The sequence below is a fragment of the Gillisia mitskevichiae genome (assembly GCF_003634585.1).
GTDB lineage: Bacteria > Bacteroidota > Bacteroidia > Flavobacteriales > Flavobacteriaceae > Gillisia > Gillisia mitskevichiae.
This window is the reverse complement of record NZ_RBLG01000002.1, coordinates 684828-702884: the sequence shown is the minus strand read 5'-3', so window position 1 is coordinate 702884 and position 18057 is coordinate 684828. Positions and strand designations below refer to the sequence as shown.

The 18057-nt window shown below is 35.6% G+C and carries 18 protein-coding genes and 1 tRNA gene; 9 read left to right on the top strand and 10 right to left on the bottom strand.

Annotation, left to right across the window (positions count from 1 at the left end; genetic code table 11):
• Positions 1 to 137: 137 nt before the first annotated feature.
• A complete protein-coding gene (gene fahA / locus BC962_RS08980) occupies positions 138 to 1439 on the bottom strand; it encodes a fumarylacetoacetase (protein WP_121345654.1) in 1302 nt (433 codons plus the stop codon).
• Between the two features lie 109 nt (positions 1440 to 1548).
• On the opposite strand from fahA, the gene glyA reads away from it, so the two are divergent.
• Both glyA and BC962_RS08970 read left to right on the top strand, forming a co-directional pair.
• Positions 1549 to 2823, top strand: a complete 1275-nt coding sequence (glyA, locus tag BC962_RS08975; RefSeq protein WP_121345653.1) for a serine hydroxymethyltransferase — start codon at positions 1549 to 1551, stop codon at positions 2821 to 2823.
• Positions 2824 to 2990: 167 nt separating this feature from the next.
• Positions 2991 to 3386 (top strand): YkvA family protein, encoded by a 396-nt coding sequence (locus BC962_RS08970; protein ID WP_121345652.1) that lies wholly within the window; start codon positions 2991 to 2993, stop codon positions 3384 to 3386.
• Positions 3387 to 3394: 8 nt separating this feature from the next.
• Here BC962_RS08970 and BC962_RS08965 read toward each other — a convergent pair whose 3' ends face one another.
• The 6 genes from BC962_RS08965 to BC962_RS08940 form a co-directional block, all read right to left on the bottom strand.
• Positions 3395 to 4198 carry an MBL fold metallo-hydrolase gene (locus tag BC962_RS08965; RefSeq protein WP_183075478.1) on the bottom strand — a complete coding sequence of 268 codons (804 nt, stop codon included), beginning with the start codon at positions 4196 to 4198 and terminating at the stop codon, positions 3395 to 3397.
• Between the two features lie 125 nt (positions 4199 to 4323).
• Positions 4324 to 4782, bottom strand: a complete 459-nt coding sequence (locus tag BC962_RS08960) for a GNAT family N-acetyltransferase (RefSeq protein ID WP_121345650.1) — start codon at positions 4780 to 4782, stop codon at positions 4324 to 4326.
• Positions 4782 to 5777 carry a formimidoylglutamase gene (locus BC962_RS08955; protein ID WP_121345649.1) on the bottom strand — a complete coding sequence of 332 codons (996 nt, stop codon included), beginning with the start codon at positions 5775 to 5777 and terminating at the stop codon, positions 4782 to 4784. Before BC962_RS08955 ends, BC962_RS08960 begins: the two co-directional genes overlap by 1 nt.
• Complete coding sequence (hutI, locus tag BC962_RS08950; protein ID WP_121345648.1) at positions 5777 to 7015, bottom strand: imidazolonepropionase; 1239 nt, start codon at positions 7013 to 7015, stop codon at positions 5777 to 5779. The genes BC962_RS08955 and hutI overlap by 1 nt, the downstream gene beginning before the upstream one ends.
• A gap of 61 nt (positions 7016 to 7076) precedes the next feature.
• Complete coding sequence (locus BC962_RS08945) at positions 7077 to 7454, bottom strand: PH domain-containing protein (protein WP_121345647.1); 378 nt, start codon at positions 7452 to 7454, stop codon at positions 7077 to 7079.
• Positions 7455 to 7529: 75 nt separating this feature from the next.
• Positions 7530 to 8582 carry an NAD(P)-dependent alcohol dehydrogenase gene (locus tag BC962_RS08940; protein WP_121346051.1) on the bottom strand — a complete coding sequence of 351 codons (1053 nt, stop codon included), beginning with the start codon at positions 8580 to 8582 and terminating at the stop codon, positions 7530 to 7532.
• A gap of 226 nt (positions 8583 to 8808) precedes the next feature.
• Here BC962_RS08940 and BC962_RS08935 point away from each other — a divergent pair, with 226 nt between their 5' ends.
• The 3 genes from BC962_RS08935 to BC962_RS08925 all read left to right on the top strand — a co-directional run bounded on the left by BC962_RS08935 (position 8809) and on the right by BC962_RS08925 (position 10846).
• On the top strand, positions 8809 to 9969 hold the full coding sequence (locus BC962_RS08935; RefSeq protein WP_121345646.1) for a trans-sulfuration enzyme family protein: 1161 nt from the start codon (positions 8809 to 8811) through the stop codon (positions 9967 to 9969).
• Positions 9970 to 9994: 25 nt separating this feature from the next.
• Positions 9995 to 10711 (top strand): bacillithiol biosynthesis deacetylase BshB1, encoded by a 717-nt coding sequence (gene bshB1 / locus BC962_RS08930; RefSeq protein ID WP_121345645.1) that lies wholly within the window; start codon positions 9995 to 9997, stop codon positions 10709 to 10711.
• A gap of 59 nt (positions 10712 to 10770) precedes the next feature.
• Positions 10771 to 10846 (top strand) — tRNA-His (locus BC962_RS08925).
• Positions 10847 to 10999: 153 nt separating this feature from the next.
• Here the strand turns inward: BC962_RS08925 and BC962_RS08920 are convergent.
• Both BC962_RS08920 and BC962_RS08915 read right to left on the bottom strand, forming a co-directional pair.
• Positions 11000 to 11545: a pyridoxamine 5'-phosphate oxidase family protein gene (locus tag BC962_RS08920; RefSeq protein ID WP_121345644.1), complete on the bottom strand. Its 546-nt coding sequence runs from the start codon at positions 11543 to 11545 to the stop codon at positions 11000 to 11002.
• A 207-nt stretch (positions 11546 to 11752) separates the two neighbouring features.
• Complete coding sequence (locus BC962_RS08915) at positions 11753 to 12478, bottom strand: SIMPL domain-containing protein (protein WP_121345643.1); 726 nt, start codon at positions 12476 to 12478, stop codon at positions 11753 to 11755.
• Positions 12479 to 12560: 82 nt separating this feature from the next.
• On the opposite strand from BC962_RS08915, the gene guaA reads away from it, so the two are divergent.
• From guaA to BC962_RS08895, 4 genes are read left to right on the top strand one after another with little or no spacing between them, the layout of a single operon-like run.
• A complete protein-coding gene (gene guaA, locus BC962_RS08910) occupies positions 12561 to 14093 on the top strand; it encodes a glutamine-hydrolyzing GMP synthase (protein WP_121345642.1) in 1533 nt (510 codons plus the stop codon).
• A 38-nt stretch (positions 14094 to 14131) separates the two neighbouring features.
• On the top strand, positions 14132 to 16147 hold the full coding sequence (locus tag BC962_RS08905) for a LysM peptidoglycan-binding domain-containing protein (protein ID WP_121345641.1): 2016 nt from the start codon (positions 14132 to 14134) through the stop codon (positions 16145 to 16147).
• A 5-nt stretch (positions 16148 to 16152) separates the two neighbouring features.
• Positions 16153 to 16551, top strand: a complete 399-nt coding sequence (locus BC962_RS08900) for an OsmC family protein (RefSeq protein ID WP_121345640.1) — start codon at positions 16153 to 16155, stop codon at positions 16549 to 16551.
• A 3-nt stretch (positions 16552 to 16554) separates the two neighbouring features.
• On the top strand, positions 16555 to 17106 hold the full coding sequence (locus BC962_RS08895; RefSeq protein WP_147405640.1) for a DUF922 domain-containing protein: 552 nt from the start codon (positions 16555 to 16557) through the stop codon (positions 17104 to 17106).
• On the opposite strand, the gene BC962_RS08890 is transcribed toward BC962_RS08895, so the two are convergent.
• On the bottom strand, positions 17103 to 18044 hold the full coding sequence (locus BC962_RS08890) for an NAD(P)H-dependent flavin oxidoreductase (protein ID WP_121345638.1): 942 nt from the start codon (positions 18042 to 18044) through the stop codon (positions 17103 to 17105). The two genes, BC962_RS08895 and BC962_RS08890, sit on opposite strands and share 4 nt — an antisense overlap.
• Positions 18045 to 18057: the final 13 nt, after the last annotated feature.

Below are 18057 nucleotides of genomic sequence, written 5' to 3'. Positions count from 1 at the left end.
GAACAAAGAGTAATCCTCAAACAGGTGGACAAAAGAAAGATTCTCAAAGTACTAAAAAGTAATTCGGAGAATTGATCTGAAAGAAAAATGGCTATCTAATTAGTATTAGATAGCCATTTTTTTATAATTGAAAGAATTTATTTCTTCTTCGTTTTCGTTTGTGGTTCATAAACTGGTAAAAGTTTAGTGCTAACCTCCCCAAAACCAATTCTTCTATCTTTTCCTTCACAATAACCGCGCATGATAACTGTGTCGTTATCTTGGATGAATTTACGTTCGCTACCATCATTTAGTTTTACAGGTTTTTCACCTCTCCATGATAGTTCCAACATAGATCCATAAGAATCTGGAGTTGGTCCAGAAATAGTTCCAGAACCCATCATGTCTCCAGAATTAATTGGGCATCCGTTCACAGTATGATGAGCCAACTGCTGACTCATGTTCCAATACATATATTTAAAATTGGATCTAGAGATCGTTGTTTCTTCTTTATTTTCTGGTTGGATAGCAACCTCTAAATTAATATTGAAACTCTTCTTTCCTTTAAATTTAAGATAAGGAAGTAATTCCTTTTCCGGTTCCGGACTCGTCGTTCTAAAGGGCTCTAAAGCATCTAATGTAACTATCCATGGAGAGATGGAAGAGGCGAAATTCTTAGCTAAAAAGGGGCCTAATGGCACATACTCCCATTTCTGAATATCTCTTGCGCTCCAGTCATTAAATAAAACCATCCCGAAAATGTAATCCTCAGCCTCATCTATAGGAATAGGCTCTCCAATAGGATTTCCATCTGTAGTTATAAAAGCCATTTCCAATTCAAAATCCACCAATTTAGAAGGTCCAAAAACCGGTTCTGTAGCTCCAGCAGGTAAAGTCTGACCTTGTGGTCGATGTACTGGGATTCCACTAGGGATTATAGAAGAACTTCTTCCATGGTATCCAACAGGAATATGCAACCAGTTTGGTAAAAGGGCATTATCTGGATCACGAAACATAGTTCCTACATTCGTAGCATGTTCTTTACTAGAATAGAAATCGGTATAATCTCCCACCTGCACAGGTAGTTGCATCTCAATTTCATCTAGTGTAAAAAGAACCGTATTTCGGTGATCTTGATTATCCTTTAATTGTGGATTTTTGGCGTCAAAAATATCAGCGATTCGGTTTCTCACCAAACGCCATGTTTTTTTACCATCCGATATGAAATCGTTTAAAGTATCTTGAAGAAAAATATCATCTGTAAGTGGAATCTCGTCAAAATATCCTAATTGATGTAGGGCGCCTAGATCAATGGCGTAATCACCGATTCTGGTCCCAATAGTAATAATATCATCTCTAGTTAAAAATACACCAAAAGGAATATTTTGAATTGGAAAATCAGTATCATTTGGAATGTCCAGCCAGGTTTTTCTTTTAGGATCATTTGCTGTAATAGGCATATATTATTTTGTTTTATTCTTAAATGTATTGATTTCAAAGTTATTATTTTCCAGCAATTAACCGATTGGAATTGTTACTTTTGAGGAATATTTAACGTAAAAATGTAACATGCAACAAGATACACAAATTTTTGATCTGATAGAAGCTGAAAGAAACCGTCAACTGAATGGTTTAGAACTAATTGCTAGTGAGAATTTTGTGAGTGATCAGGTGCTTCAGGCGGCCGGATCTGTACTAACAAATAAATACGCTGAAGGATATCCGGGAAAAAGATATTATGGAGGTTGTGAGATCGTAGATGAGGTAGAAACTTTGGCTATAGATCGCCTGAAAGAACTTTTTAATGCGGAATATGCTAATGTGCAACCACATTCTGGTTCTCAGGCTAATACAGCAGTTTTTCATGCCTGTATGCAACCAGGAGATAAATTTCTTGGTTTCGATCTTTCTCATGGAGGTCATTTAACTCATGGTTCTCCAGTAAATTTTTCTGGAAGATTATACACACCTGTGTTTTACGGGGTAGTTAAAGAAACAGGATTAATAGATTATGATGCCGTGGCGGAGATTGCTGAAAGGGAAAAACCTAAAATGATCATTGCAGGAGCTTCAGCATATTCAAGAGAAATAGATTATAAAAGGTTTAGAGAAATAGCCGATAGTGTTGGGGCTATTTTATTTGCAGATATCGCACACCCTGCAGGACTTATTGCTAAAGGTCTTTTAGGGGATCCTTTACCTCATTGTCATGTAGTAACTTCTACAACCCATAAAACTTTACGTGGACCTCGTGGTGGAATTATCATGATGGGGAAAGATTTTGATAATCCTTTTGGTTTAAAATTGAAGAATGGTAATCTTAAAAAAATGTCCGCTTTACTAGATAGTGGAGTATTTCCTGGAAACCAAGGTGGACCTTTAGAGCATATTATCGCAGCGAAGGCTGTAGCATTTGGTGAGGCTCTTACAGATGATTTTCTTCATTATATGGTTCAGGTTAAGAAAAACGCAAAAGCTTTGGCAGCTGCGTTCGTGGCTAAAGATTACGATGTGATCTCTGGCGGAACAGATAACCATATGATGCTAATAGATCTTAGAAATAAGAATATAACTGGAAAACAAGCAGAAGAAGCTTTGGGGATGGCAGAGATCACTGTGAATAAAAATATGGTTCCTTTTGATGATAAGTCTCCTTTTGTTACATCTGGGATTAGAATTGGAACTGCAGCTGTAACCACGCGTGGACTTAAAGAAGATGATATGACGAAGATCGTAGATCTTATAGATCGTGTGATCACCAATTTTGAAGATGACACGGAGTTGATAAAAGTTGAAGCAGAAGTTCTGGATATGATGCAAGATCTTCCACTTTTTAATGGCTAGTTAATATTAAGGGGTTCTATAAAAGTTGACTAAACCGTCAAGCTGAACTTGTTTCAGCATCTAATATGAGTGAAAGGTTTTTGGATTCTGAAATAAATTCAGGTAGACAATGGTTTTTCAGTTTTTATAGAACTCTTTGTTATTATACAATCCTAAATTAATTGAACTTGAACTTTCTGAATAAACTTAAATCTAAGGTTAAGAAACTTAAGAAAGAAATTCAGGTTTTATCTATAGCCTATACCGATCCTCGAACTCCGTTGATGGCAAAAATACTCATTGGCTTAACAGTCGGGTATCTACTTAGTCCTATAGATCTTATCCCGGATTTTATTCCAATTCTTGGAATTTTAGATGATTTAATATTAGTTCCACTTTTAATTGCTGCGTCAATAAAATTAATTCCAGAGATAGTAGTTCTGGAGGCTAGGGCAGAGGCCATTAAAAACCCAAAAAGGATGAAAAAGAACAACTGGCTGGTTGCTTTTTTCATCCTTTTTATATGGTTAATTGTGATCTATAAACTGTTTACCTATTTCCAAGGAAAGACCAGCTATTTTTAGTTTCAATCTTACTTCATTTCCGGATACCAGTTCAATTGAACTACTTTAATCTCTTTGTTTCCTTTGTTCACCAATTCCTTGAATTTAGAAACGTCAGACAATCCATCTTTTCCTCTATAATGATATGGATATACTTGTTTAGGAGCAAAGGCTAAAACGCCATCTGCGGCATCCTCCACAGTCATGGTGTATGGTAAATTCATACAAACTAAAGCTACGTCTATATTTTTTAATTCTCTCATTTCTGGGATATCTTCAGTATCTCCAGAGATATATAAACGTTGTCCATCTTTTTCAATTACATACCCATTACCTCTTCCTTTTGTATGCATTGCATCTTTAGCTTCAGGTAAATTATACATAGGAACAGCTTTAATTGAAAATCCCATCATTTCCTTAGTATCGCCATTATTCATCACTAATAAATTAGATGCCATTTCTTTAGGTAATTGATCTTTAACCGCTTGTGGGACAATGATTTTTGTGTCTCCTAATTCAAGTGCTTCCAATGTTTTAGCATCCATATGATCTCCATGAATATCTGTGATCAAGATAAAATTAGGAGCATCTTTTCCTTCAAACACTTCTGCGCCACCTACAGGATCTGTATACATCACTGCATCTCCCCACTTAATAACAGCAGTTGCATGGGATATAGGCTCAATGTTCAAATCTGAAGTTGTTTCCATTTCCTGATCTACTTCAGCAGTAAGCTCAGTTTCATTTGCAGATAAGGCTTCTTTTTTTTCTTCGTTTTTACAGGAGGTAAATAAAAATCCCATACAGATTATGGCAAATATTGATCTTTTCATTTTTTAATGTTTTAGTTGTTTATATTGAATTTCGCGAACCAAAAAAACCCCGTAAGGGGCTTTAAATGTATTAATTATATAAAGTTAAGAAAGCTGTGAGGGATTCTCTTGCAATTAATAAATATTTATGAAAGGTTCAACTCCATCTTAATATCTCCTCTGGAATATGGATTGTTTTCTTCAATTGGAATTTCAATAAAACCATATTTTTTATAAATGTAGATAGCGTTTTCAAGTTTCCTATTGGAATAGATTATAAGTTTTTCCCACTTTTTCTGCTTGGCAAAATTTATAGTGTGTTCCATTAGTTGTTGTCCGATCTTTTTTCCTTGAGCTGCTGGAGTAATAGCCATTTTTGTAAGTTCAAAAATATCATCTTCCATTTTCATTAAGGCGACCGTACCAATAATATCTTCATTTTCCTTTACAAAGAAAATAATACCTCCGGGTGCAATTATATATTTCTCAGGGTTTCCCAAAACATCTTCATCATGCGGTTCTACCCAAAAGTATTTTTCTAGCCATGCAATATTAAGATTTTTAAAATCTTTTGCATATTCTGGAGTATAGGATAGTATTTCCATTATCTAATAAAATCTGTTATAAAGTAACTTAAAGCCTTTCCTACTTTATTCTCTGTTTCTAATGTAGGTGCAGCTTCACAAATGTGTAAATATTTAACGTGTTCCTCTTCTGAAGCTATTCTAATGAAATTCCTAATCATATTTATAGCAAAGCCGCTTGGAGTTTGAGCACTACTTGGAAAGCCCTTTATTGCATCGCAATCCAATTCTAATCCAAAATTATCGTGAGATACAAATTCCATTTCTTCTCTAAACGACTGAACGATCTTTTCTGAAGGCATTAATATTAAATGTTCGAAAAGGCGATACCCATCGTTTGCAGACTGATTCATTTCATTGAAAATATATTCCGGAGTATAATTTTGGTGAAGCCCGAAAATTCTATATTTTCCTAGGTATTTTTCTTTTCTTGCATAGCTAAAGCCATTTCCACTATGCCTAAAATTGGTTTTTCTAAGATCGGTATGAGCATCTATATTTAAAATGTTCAGAGGTCTTTTTAAAGCTTCAGAAGCTCCTTTAATATTTCCGAAAGCATTATTATGCCCGCCGCCTATAATTATTGGTGTTTTTCCTGCGGAAACTATCTTAGCGACAATTAGAGATACGACATCATCTATTTTACTAATAAGATCTCCCAGTTTTAAATAATAATTAGGATCTGCAGGGTCTATATTTGAAGCCTTATTCATAGCCTCACCACATTCCACCTCCCCTAATAAGATCAATTTTTCTGGTTTGGTATATTGATTTGCCTGAATATTCAAGAGTGAATTTAAACAGCATTTCCATGCAGCAGCAGCTCCAGCTTTACCTGAATTTCCACGAATTCCTATATCTTCCGGAATCCCGAAAAGCACGTATTTGGCATCAATACTTGCTAGATCATCGAGATCTTCTATAAAATGCACCCGTTCCCCAAACTTGGTTTCTCCCTCCCGGGTTTTTATAATCTTTTCGACGTCTTTTAGACTATATGTTTTAAATCCTTCCATTACTCGATCAATTTTCCATTAATATAAACAGCCTCAATAGGGTTACTCCCAAAGGCATAAGGTATATATGTGTAAGAAGGGATGGATTTTGTGATTATTAGATTGGCAAGCTTACCTTTGGTAATACTTCCTACTTTTTCACTCAAATCCATAGCATAAGCCCCGTTAATAGTTGCTGCATTAATTGCTTCTTCCGGAGTCATTTTCATTTTAATGCATGCCAGTGAAACTACTAGATTCATATTTCCACTGGGAGCGCTTCCGGGGTTGAAATCTGTAGCCAAAGCTAAAGGAAGATCTGCATCTATGATCATTCTGGCCGGGGTATATGGAATGCTTAAAAAGAGGGAACATCCCGGTAATGCTACCGGCATAGTTTCAGAATCTTTCAATGCAAGTATATCTTCCTGTCTCATCTCTTCTAAATGATCCACACTTAAAGCTTTGTTTTCAACTCCCGCCTGTACACCACCAATCGCATTGAACTGATTTACATGAATTTTCGGGCGTAAATTATATTTGGCAGCAGCTTGTAATAATTTATTTGTGTCTTCTACAGTAAAATACCCTTGTTCACAAAAAATATCAATATAATCGGCAAGATTTTCCTTTGCAACTGCAGGAAGTATTTCTTGGATCACATGATCTATATATTCACTTTTCTTATCCTTATATTCTAGGGGTAGGGCATGAGCTCCTAAAAAAGTAGCTTTTATAGGGAGATTATAATTCTGCTGTAATTTTTTGATCACCCGAAGCATTTTAAGCTCCGCCTCTTTTGTTAATCCGTATCCAGATTTTATCTCTACTGCACCAGTACCTAGTTTAATCACTTCTTCCAATCTTTTTGCAGATTGATTATAAAGATCCTCTTCAGAAGTGTTTTGTAAAGTTTTTGCAGAATTTAAAATCCCGCCACCATTATTGGCGATCTCTTCATAGGATAGACCACTAATTCGTTGTCCGAATTCTTGTTCTCTGTTCCCTGCATATACAATATGAGTATGGGAATCACACCATGAGGGAAGAACCATTTTCCCGGTGAGATCTATAGTTTTATCTGCTGAAATGTTAGCAAGATCATCCATTTTACCATAATCAGAGATCTTATCATCTTCCACTAATAACCAAGCATTCTTGATCGTTGGGAGCGTATTCATCTCTTTTCCGGAAAGCTTTAAAACAGAAGCTTCTCTAACTTGAAGCAGTTCTTTAATATTTGTAAAAAGTAATTTCATAGCGTAAAGATAAAAAAGCCTTTAAGTTTTTCACGCTATTCATATAAATTGAAGATGGAATTTATAAGATATGTGCTGCTAATATTTTCTGAACTTCATAAATATCCACACTCTTATTGAATCTTTTTGAAATAGACGGGTTTTGTTCTCCAGAGATCCAGATCTTTAATTCGGCATCTAGATCGAAACTACCTGCAGTTTCCACACTAAACCTGGAAATGCTTCGGTAGCTTACAGAGAAATACTCCATTTTTCTACCAGTTAAACCTTGGACATCTACTAGGATCAATCTTTTGTTGGTGAAGATAAAAGTGTCCCGTAACAATTTAAAACCCGCTTCAATAGTTTCAGAAGGAATTAATAATTTTCCATAATCCTTTTCCAAAACACTTGTTTCAATGCTTCCTGCATTTCCTAATAAAGACGAAAATATTCCCATGATTTAAGTTTATGTATAAAATAAGGCTGCCAAAAAAAATAAGACAGCCTTGTTTATTTATTATATTTTGAATTTCTAACTGTTCTTTAGTGACTTCATATCGATCACAAATCGATATTTTACATCAGATTTCTGAACTCTTTCATAAGCTTCGTTAATGTTCTGAATGTCGATCATCTCTACATCTGAAACTATATTATGTTTCCCACAGAAGTCCAGCATTTCCTGAGTTTCTTTAATACCTCCAATTAGCGAACCTGCAATACTTTTTCTACTGCCAATTAATCCAGCTCCATGAATTGGATCTAAAGGTTCTATAGCTCCAACTAAAACCATAGTTGCATCTCGTTTTAATAACCCAATATATGGATTAACATCATGTCCTACAGGAACGGTATTCAGTAAGAAATCGAAAGAATTTGCATGTTCTTTCATTTGTTCTTCGTCTTTAGAGATCAAAACTTCATCTGCTCCCAATTTTTTCGCATCCCCGCTTTTTTCTGGAGAAGTAGTGATCATTACCACATGAGCACCCATTGCATGAGCAAATTTAATACCCATATGTCCTAATCCGCCAAGACCAATTACACCAACTTTATCTCCTTTTTTTACATTCCAGTGGTTAAGTGGAGAAAAGGTGGTGATACCTGCACAAAGTAATGGTGCCACAGCTTCGATATCTAAATTTTCAGGAACATTAAGCACGAATTTTTTATCCACAACCACTTTTTCAGAATATCCTCCAAAAGTGTGTCCTCCTAAATGTTTGTCTTTACTATTGTAAGTAAAGGTTGCCCCATTTTCACAATACTGTTCCAGATCTTCCTTACAAGAATCGCATGTTTGGCAAGAATCTACCATACAACCAACTCCAACCAGGTCTCCTTCTTTAAAATTCTTAACATTATCTCCAACTTCAGTAACACGACCAACAATCTCATGTCCAGGAACTACAGGGTACTGTGCATTTTTCCAATCGTTTTTTACCGTATGAATATCACTATGGCAAACTCCACAATATAAAATATCAATTTCTACATCTTCTTTTGTGATATCTCTTCTTTCTAATTTAAATGGTTCTAATTCTGCGGTTTTAGACGATGCCGCATATGCTTTAACTTCGCTCATAATTTTCTTTTTCATTTTAATTTATCGAGACTAAGGTACATATTATGGAATGTGGAGATATGTTTTATTGGGACTTTAAACTATGTTTAACGCAAAATATTAACATAGGTTATTATTTCAGAATAATTGATTTAGAACTTTTGAAATTAGTATTTGTTGAAAAGAGTTTAGATAAATTCTTTTTACATTAGAGCAAAAATTTAGCTTACCTAAAACTAAAGTACTTATGAAGAATAAACTTGGAATTAATACTCGTTGTGCTCATGCGGGAGAATTAAAGGACACTCAGTTTAAAGGAGCGATTTCTCCTTTATATATGTCTACTTCTTATGCATTTGAAGATGTGGAGGTAAAGCGCTATCCAAGATATTTTAATACCCCCAATCAGGTTGCTTTGGCTAAGAAAATGGCTGCCTTAGAAAATGGGGAAGCTGCTTTGATCTTTGGAAGTGGAATGGCTGCAGTAAGCACAGCGATGCTGGCATTTTTACACAGTGGAGACCATGTAGTGTTGCAAAACACCCTGTATGGTGGTACTAGAAATCTAATTGTTGAGGAGTTCAAAAAGTATGGAATTTCCTACTCCTTCACTAAAGATCTGAAGCCCGAAAGTTTTGAAGCGGAGATCAAAGAGAACACAAAGGTTATTTATATAGAGACACCTTCAAATCCATTACTTACTATTACAGATCTTAATGCGGTATCTAAAATAGCCAAGAAACACGGTCTTGTGAGTATGATAGATAATACCTTCGCTTCACCCGTAAACCAGAACCCTATCGATTTTGGAATTGATGTGGTGATCCATTCGGCTACAAAATATATGGGCGGACATAGTGATATTTTGGCAGGAACAGTGATCTCTTCGGAAGAACATATAGATACCATTTTTCAGCTTGCTAAGAATTTTGGAGGCAGTTTAAGTGATTACACAGTATGGCTTTTGGAACGCAGTATTAAAACGATGGGAATACGAGTGAAAGCTCAGAATAAGAATGCGAAAAAGCTGGCTAAGTATCTTGAAAAGCATGAAGATGTGGAAAGAGTATACTATCCAGGATTAAAATCGCATCCAGACCATGAATTGGCTAAGTCTCAAATGAGAGGTTTTGGAGGTATGCTTTCTTTTGAACTAAAGGAAGGAATAAATGCTTCTTTATTTCAGAAGAAATTAAAGCTAATAAAGCCTTCTATGAGTCTTGCAGGAGTAGAGTCTACAATTCTTTCTCCAACTTTGACATCTCACGCACTCTTAAGCGACGAAGAGAGAGCAAGCCAAGGAATTAAAGATGGGCTTATGCGATTTTCAGTTGGGATCGAAGAAAAAGAAGATCTTATTGCAGATTTAGAGCAGGCTTTGGAGGCCGTAAAAGAATTGAAGGTTTAAAAATAATACAGAGAATATTACAAATATGAAATTAGATATTTTAGCCATTGGTGCACATCCCGATGATATTGAGTTGAGTTGTGCAGGTACAATTGCTAAGGAAGTAGATAAAGGTAAAAAAGTTGGAGTGCTAGATCTTACTCGTGGAGAACTTGGAACTCGTGGTACAGCTGAAACTAGGGACCAGGAAGCTGCGGAAGCTGCGAAAATACTCGGCTTGACAATTAGAGAAAATTTAAGGTTTAAAGATGGTTTTTTTATTAATAATGAAGAGCATCAATTAGAGATCATTAAGATCATTAGAAAGTATAAGCCCGAAATTGTGCTGTGCAATGCGATAGACGATAGGCATATAGATCATGGGAAAGGTTCTAAATTAGTGAGCGATGCATGTTTTTTAAGTGGACTACTAAAAATTGAAACTAAAGATGATGGAGTAGTGCAGGAGCCATGGAGGCCAAAGCATGTATATCATTATATTCAATGGAAAAACATTACTCCGGATATTGCAGTAGATATTACTGGATATATGGATGTGAAGTTAAATTCTGTAAAAGCTTATAAAACTCAATTTTTTGATAAAGACAGCAGCGAACCTTCCACGCCTATCTCTAGTGATAACTTTTTTGATAGTATTACGTACCGTGCAAGAGATTTGGGGCGCCTAATTGGAACAGAACATGCAGAAGGTTTTACCGTAGAACGTTATCCTGCAGTAGATTCCATTTTTGACCTAATTTAATTTCATTTTTTTCTTGGCAGAATTATATAAAAAATATACATTTGCATCCGCGAATAAATGGTGGTTGTAGCTCAGCTGGTTAGAGCATCGGTTTGTGGTACCGAGGGTCGCCGGTTCGAACCCGGTCTTCCACCCTTTTTTAAACTCCTTAGGAAACTAAGGAGTTTTTTTTGTTTGAATTTTTCACCTTTCCCTTCAGCAAATGGAAAGATTGTTATTTATTTGCTATTAAATTTCGAGGATTATCTTGTCAATAATTTTCTTGATAACAAATATTATACAGCCTTTTTAAGGCACCAAAAAGGTCTGTTTCCAATTCCCCTCATCTAGCCTAAATCTCGCACGAAGATGATTAGAGTCTTCCTTGAGCTTTAAATATTCCATTCTTACTGGTATAAATTCCAGGAGGGCAAAGTGTAATTTGTTGGTGCGCTCTACTTGTAGCGGATTTTTTATTGGCTTCCCCGGAGGTAATAAACTATTGTAATTATTTACAGCCTTCCCTTCAATCTTATATTTATGTTCTTCCCAAGCTTCATTATCGGTATGTATTATAATATTTCCTTTAAATACTAATTGAAGCTGATTTGCAGGATCATAAAAAAGGCAGTTTGCTTTTGAGTTATGTTCAAGTTGTTTGATCTTAGTAGAGCGGAGGTCGGTATAGAACAGCAAGCTTTTATTTTCAGAAATTCCTCTCAAAATAACAGTGCGTTGTCTTACGGCAGCATTTTTTCCCATTGTTGCCAAACTGAAAAAATTGAAAGGATGTTGTTTCCCAGATGCTGCTAGACTTAGTTCCTTCCATGCCGCTTGAAATAGGTCGTTTAACATAAGCTTAATTCAATTTTTAAAGTAATTAAGTAGTTTTACCTTCAAAAAAAAAGGATCATTAAAGATACGACATATTTCATTTTTGAACTATCCAGAAAATGGTATTTCAAGATTGCTGTCGGGTTTATTGAGCTGCAATTTTAATAGTTTGGATATGATATTATATTCTTTTGAAAACGTGGGAATATTTTAATTAATCACCTGGAATTAGTCAATTTTATATTCCAATCTCATAGTTATAGACGCAGTTTTCTTTTTGTCCTGAGTGTTATATGCGCCACTCCAACTATAATCTTCACCGCTATTCTGACCTGTAATTTGAAATACTCCCATACTAGCATTGTTGAGATCTCCTAGATTTCCACCGCTATTCTCTGCGATTTTTTCTGCTCGTAAACGCGCATCTTCTGTAGCTTTAGAGATCATTTCAATTTTAAGATCGGCTATTTTGGTATAATAATATCTTGGGGGCGTGGAGTTAAATTGGACTCCTTTATTCAATAGTTCTGTGATCTCTCGAGATACAGATTCTATTAATTCTACATTGGTAGATTCAATTTTTATAGATTGTATTAATTCATAGCCCTTAAAAGTGCTACCAACATAATTTCCATTTTGATATTGATTTTCTCGTTGTTCGTTGGTTTGAACAGAATTAAAAACGATGTTCTCTGAAGGAATCCCTTTTTGGATCAAGTATTTTCTTACAGTTTCCTTATCTGTGTTTAAATCTTCATAGGCCTGTTTTAATACAGGAAAAACTCTTACAAATTGTCCTTCCCAAACAATAAGGTCTGAGGTGAAATTCTCGCTGCCAGAACCGGTTACAGAGATAACTCCAACTGGCTGCGCTCTTTTTATATAGGCATTTCCTAATAACAAAGAAGCCAAAACTATGGCAATAGAAAATATGATAGCAACCAGATATTTCATAAATGTTTATTTTGAATGGATTTAAAGATATAAAATAATAATTCTGCTAGGACATTATTCGTTCAAATTCTTACTTTTGCGCATGCAACAAAACGTACTTATTTTAGACTTCGGATCCCAGTATACTCAACTAATTGCAAGACGAGTTAGAGAGCTTAACATTTACTGCGAAATTCACCCTTATAATAACCCACCAAAAGATATTTCAGGATTTAAGGCAACAATCCTTTCTGGAAGTCCTTTTTCTGTGAGAGCAGAAGATGCACCGCATCCTGATCTTTCAGAAATTAGAGGAAAAATGCCTTTGCTTGCGGTATGTTATGGAGCTCAGTATTTAGCTCATTTTCATGGAGGACGAGTAGAGCCTTCAGAAACTAGAGAATATGGAAGAGCCAATCTTTCTATTATAAAGGATGCCGAAGTTTTGTTTGAAGACATCACGGAGAATTCTCAGGTGTGGATGAGCCATAGTGATACTATAAAGGAATTGCCAACCAATGCTGTTCGTTTGGCTAGTACTTCAGACGTTCTAAATGCAGCTTACAGGATTGAAGGGGAAGAGACCTTTGCTATTCAGTTTCACCCGGAAGTTTATCATACTTCAGATGGAAAACAACTTTTAGAGAACTTTTTAGTGAAGATTGCTGGAGTAGAACAAAGTTGGACTCCGGAAGCCTTTGTAGACATGACGGTTTCAGAATTAAAAGAAAAGATTGGAGACGATAAAGTGGTTCTTGGTCTAAGCGGAGGAGTAGATTCTTCTGTTGCCGCGGTGCTTTTACATAAAGCCATCGGGAAGAACTTATATTGCATATTTGTAAATAACGGATTGCTTAGAAAGGACGAATTCGAAAGTGTTCTTGATCAATACAAGGATATGGGATTGAATGTAAAAGGAGTAGATGCTTCGGCACGTTTCTTGGATGCATTGGCTGGAGTTAGTGATCCAGAAGGAAAGAGAAAGAAGATAGGGAATGCCTTTATTGAAGTTTTTGACGATGAGGCTCACCAAATTCAAGATGTTAAATTTTTGGCGCAGGGGACAATTTATCCAGATGTAATAGAATCTGTTTCTGCTACAGGAGGACCTTCAGCAACAATTAAATCCCATCATAATGTTGGTGGATTGCCAGACTTTATGAAACTTAAGATAGTAGAGCCGTTAAGAGCACTCTTTAAAGATGAAGTGAGAAGGGTAGGTGCAGAACTTGGTATTGCAAAAGAATTGTTAGGAAGACATCCTTTTCCAGGTCCGGGATTGGCAATTAGAATCCTTGGGGATGTCACTGCCGAGAAAGTAAGGGTGCTTCAAGAAGTTGATGCCATTTTTATAAATGGACTAAAAGAATGGATGTTATACGATAAGGTTTGGCAAGCCGGAGCAATATTACTACCTGTGAATTCTGTTGGAGTTATGGGGGATGAGAGAACTTATGAAAAAGTAGTTGCTTTAAGAGCAGTAGAATCTACCGATGGAATGACAGCAGATTGGGTAAATTTACCTTACGAATTCCTACAAAAAATATCAAATACAATAATAAATAAGGTAAAAGGCGTTAATAGAGTAGTGTACGATATAAGTTCTAAACCGCCTGCAACTATAGAGTGGGAGTAATAGTTAGACACTAATTAATTTCAGTAAAAAAATAACAGATGAGGTTTTTAATTATTATATGCTTGTTTTTTCAAGTGCTTACTACTAGTGCCTTTGGTCAGGCTTATCAATATCATACAGTTACTGCAGGGGAAACAGTATATAGTATCTCCAAGAAATATGATATAAGCCAAGAGACTTTACTTAAACTAAATCCGGAAGCTAAGGAAGGTTTACAGGTAAATGCAAAGTTGGTAATTCCTATGTCCTTAGAACAAAGCGAAAACGCAGTTAAGAAAGCGGTTAGCTTTAATTCGCATAAAGTGCAGAAAAAGGAAACTTTATATAGCTTGTCTAAGGAATATGGAGTAAGTGTAGAAGACATCAAAAAGTACAATAAACAACTATATTCAAAAGAACTTCAGAATGGAGAAACTATCCAGATCCCTGTTTTCGTTGTAGATGAAAGCACTCCGGAAAAAGTTATTATTGCTGAAAAGAAAGAAAGACCTACTCCCGGGAAAGTTATTATAGAAGAAAGAAATCCTGAAGTAACTAATTCTAAACCCTCTGCACAGATCCTGAAAACGAGAGAGCATATTATTATTCCTAAAGAAACTAAATATGGGATCGCTCGGAAATATGGAATGACGCTGAAAGAGTTGGAAGATCTTAATCCAAAGGTTGGAGTTTTACAGCCAGGGATGATGATTAAAGTTGGAACTAATGTACTTAACCAGCCTGTGGTAATTACTGATGATGCCTTTGAATTCTATGAAGTGCAGCCTCAAGAAACTATGTATAGTTTAACTAGAAGATTTCAGGTAGCTGAAGATTCTTTGGTTGCTTTGAATCCTGCTTTAAAAGACGGATTAAAATGGGGTATGATCTTAAAAGTACCTACTAAAGATTCTAAAGGGAATAAATTGGAAGATGTAGCTGGATTAGGTGAAAAACCAATGCCAACTTCTGAGTTAACAAAAATGGATCTTTCTAAGAATTTAAAGAATTTCGAGCCGAAAAATCTAGTTTTGATGCTTCCTTATAATCTTAGTAAAATTAAAAACGATTCTGTTTCTAATGCTAAAGAGTCAATTCAAAAAGATCGTGTATTGCGACTCTCTTTAGATTTTTATAGCGGCGCTTTAATGGCTATAGATCGAGCTAAAGAATTGGGTATTTCTACAAACCTTCGTGTTTACGATACTCAAAATAATTCTGGAAAAGTTTCCCAAACTATTGCAGCTAACAATTTTAGTAATGTAGATGCTGTTATTGGTCCATTATATCAAGCAACCTCAGAAGAGGCAGCATCTAGCTTAGTGAATTTAAATGTTCCCGTGATCTCACCAATCACCAATAGAGAGTTAAAAGCGCTCCCTAATTTATACCAATCTCGTCCAAGTGATGATATGTTAAGAGAAGCCATGATCGTATTTCTCCAGAGTAATTCTCAAGGTAAAAATGTGATCATTGTAGCAGATGGAGCTTCTTCTGCAATAAAAGCCAAATTAGTAAGTGCTATCCCTGGTGCACGAATTTTAAATCCGCAATCCAATAATATTACAGAATCTTCATTAGCATCTGTAATAGATAAATCTCGTGAGAATTGGGTGATCTTAGAATCGGAAAATATTGCTTTGCTTGGAAGTGCAACTTCAGCTTTAAATAGATTAGCTAGGAATAACAGGATCACTTTGTTCACCACCTATAAAAACAGCACTTTTGAAAGTGATGCTGTAACTAATGAGCATTTAGGAGAATTGAGTTTTCATTTTCCTTCTGAATATAAAGAATTTGACGAAACAGTAACAGATAGTTTTGTTGAAGCCTATAAAAATAAGTATGGCTATATTCCTAATAAATACACAGTACGAGGTTACGATCTTACCTTAGATGTTTTATTAAGACTTGCCGCGATGGGAAGTATTGAAGAGTCTGTAAAAGCTAATATTATCACAGAATATGTAGAAAATAAATTCCTTTACAAACCTAAATCCAATGGTGGCTTTTATAATGATGCAATCTATATTATGCAACTAAATAAAGATCTTACACTTAGTGTTGCAAAATAAAATCTATGACTTCAAAAGTAATTTACAAAGGAGATCTGCGAACTGAATGTGAGCATATCCAAAGCGGAAATAAATTTATTACAGACGCTCCATTAGATAATAATGGGAAGGGAGAGGCATTCTCCCCAACAGATACTGTAGCTACTGCAATGGCCTCTTGTATGCTTACAATTATGGGAATTAAGGCTAACGAACACGAGCTGGATATAAAAGGTACATATGCGGAGGTTACAAAACACATGGCAGCAAATCCTAGAAGAATCTCTAAGATTGATGTAATTATGTTTGTAAAAGGAGAATTAACAGATAGAGATAAAACCGTACTGGAAAATTCGGCTAAGACATGCCCGGTCATCCAAAGTATTCACCCGGATATTATTAAAAACATCACCTTTAATTATTAATTAGTGAGAACTGTTTTCTTCATATTGATGCTCTCGCTTCCTGTTTTTGGGTTTGGGCAATCTGAAGATCTAAAGATTTCTTGGAGCGAAGAGGCTCATTTAACCTGGGAGGATTTCCAGGGAGTGCCTCTTGAAAAAACACTTTTTCATGCTAATACCAATACTGGACTTTCTTATTCTTGGGGTTTAAAAGGAACTTCACAGAAAATGGAATTAGACTATAAAGTAGAATCTTTTTTTTATCCAGAACAGAGTTGGGTACAGCCAGCATCAAAATCTGAATATTTGCTGAAGCATGAACAGCTTCATTTTGATATATCCGAATTGCATGCGCGAAAATTGAGAAAGCTTTTAGCTAATGTAGAGGCTTCTAAAATAAATAAAGATTCCCGCGAGTATTTGAATAAATTATATGAGAATATAGATAAGGAGCGTAGTGCTATGCAAAATGCTTTCGATAAAGAATCTAACCATAGTTTAAGCAAAGAAGCCGAACTTAAGTGGCGGCAGTATATTGCAGAAGAATTAAATAAATTTAAAGAATTTAGTTCTTAAAGTTGAGCCACTTTTTGCTTAGCACTTTCAAATTCTGAAATAATTTCCTGAATAATTTCTGTAGCTGGTTTTATCTCATGTATTAAGCCTGCGATCTGTCCTATTTCTAATTCCCCGTCTTCCATGTCGCCTTCAAACATCCCTTTTTTAGCACGAGCACGTCCTAATAAGGTGATTAGTTCTTCTTTTGTAGGAGCAGTTTGATATAGTGCCTGAACTTCATTAAAAAACTTATTTTTCAACATACGCACCGGTGCCAATTCTTTTAAAGTTAATTGGGTATCTCCTTCTTTAGCTTCTACCACTTTATTTTTAAAATTCTGATGAGAGGATGCCTCATTACTAGCAACAAATCGAGACCCAATTTGTACTGCATCTGCACCTAACACCATTGCAGCAAGCATTCCTCTACCTGTGGCTATTCCTCCAGCTGCGATAAGAGGTATTTCCAGTTGTTCTTTTACCATTGGGATCAGGGTGAAGGTTGTGGTTTCATCTCTTCCATTATGGCCTCCTGCTTCAAAGCCTTCAGCAACCACTGCATCTACTCCCGCATCTTGAGATTTTAATGCGAATTTCACACTGCTAACCACATGTACTACTTTAATACCGTGACTTTGTAAATGTTTAGTCCATGTTTTAGGATTTCCTGCAGAGGTAAAAACTATTTTAACCCCTTCTTCAATAATGATCTCCATGATCTTTTCTATATCAGGATATAGCATAGGAACATTAACTGCGAAAGGCTTGTTCGTAGCTTTTTTACATTTCTGAATATGCTCTCTTAGAATTTCAGGGTACATAGAACCAGCCCCAATTATCCCCAATCCTCCACTGTTACTAACGGTGCTTGCAAGTTTCCATCCACTTGCCCAGATCATTCCAGCTTGAATTAATGGATATTTTATATTGAAAAGTTGGGTGATTCTATTCTGCATATTTTATTGAAAT

Bases quoted from the DNA above. Each gene is read 5' to 3' on its own strand.
- fahA (WP_121345654.1), bottom strand. From the start codon at position 1,439: ATGCCTATTACAGCAAATGATCCTAAAAGAAAAACCTGGCTGGACATT.
- glyA (WP_121345653.1), top strand. From the start codon at position 1,549: ATGCAACAAGATACACAAATTTTTGATCTGATAGAAGCTGAAAGAAAC.
- BC962_RS08965 (WP_183075478.1), bottom strand. From the start codon at position 4,198: ATGAAAAGATCAATATTTGCCATAATCTGTATGGGATTTTTATTTACC.
- BC962_RS08960 (WP_121345650.1), bottom strand. From the start codon at position 4,782: ATGGAAATACTATCCTATACTCCAGAATATGCAAAAGATTTTAAAAAT.
- BC962_RS08955 (WP_121345649.1), bottom strand. From the start codon at position 5,777: ATGGAAGGATTTAAAACATATAGTCTAAAAGACGTCGAAAAGATTATA.
- hutI (WP_121345648.1), bottom strand. From the start codon at position 7,015: ATGAAATTACTTTTTACAAATATTAAAGAACTGCTTCAAGTTAGAGAA.
- BC962_RS08945 (WP_121345647.1), bottom strand. From the start codon at position 7,454: ATGGGAATATTTTCGTCTTTATTAGGAAATGCAGGAAGCATTGAAACA.
- BC962_RS08940 (WP_121346051.1), bottom strand. From the start codon at position 8,582: ATGAGCGAAGTTAAAGCATATGCGGCATCGTCTAAAACCGCAGAATTA.
- BC962_RS08935 (WP_121345646.1), top strand. From the start codon at position 8,809: ATGAAGAATAAACTTGGAATTAATACTCGTTGTGCTCATGCGGGAGAA.
- bshB1 (WP_121345645.1), top strand. From the start codon at position 9,995: ATGAAATTAGATATTTTAGCCATTGGTGCACATCCCGATGATATTGAG.
- BC962_RS08920 (WP_121345644.1), bottom strand. From the start codon at position 11,545: ATGTTAAACGACCTATTTCAAGCGGCATGGAAGGAACTAAGTCTAGCA.
- BC962_RS08915 (WP_121345643.1), bottom strand. From the start codon at position 12,478: ATGAAATATCTGGTTGCTATCATATTTTCTATTGCCATAGTTTTGGCT.
- guaA (WP_121345642.1), top strand. From the start codon at position 12,561: ATGCAACAAAACGTACTTATTTTAGACTTCGGATCCCAGTATACTCAA.
- BC962_RS08905 (WP_121345641.1), top strand. From the start codon at position 14,132: ATGAGGTTTTTAATTATTATATGCTTGTTTTTTCAAGTGCTTACTACT.
- BC962_RS08900 (WP_121345640.1), top strand. From the start codon at position 16,153: ATGACTTCAAAAGTAATTTACAAAGGAGATCTGCGAACTGAATGTGAG.
- BC962_RS08890 (WP_121345638.1), bottom strand. From the start codon at position 18,044: ATGCAGAATAGAATCACCCAACTTTTCAATATAAAATATCCATTAATT.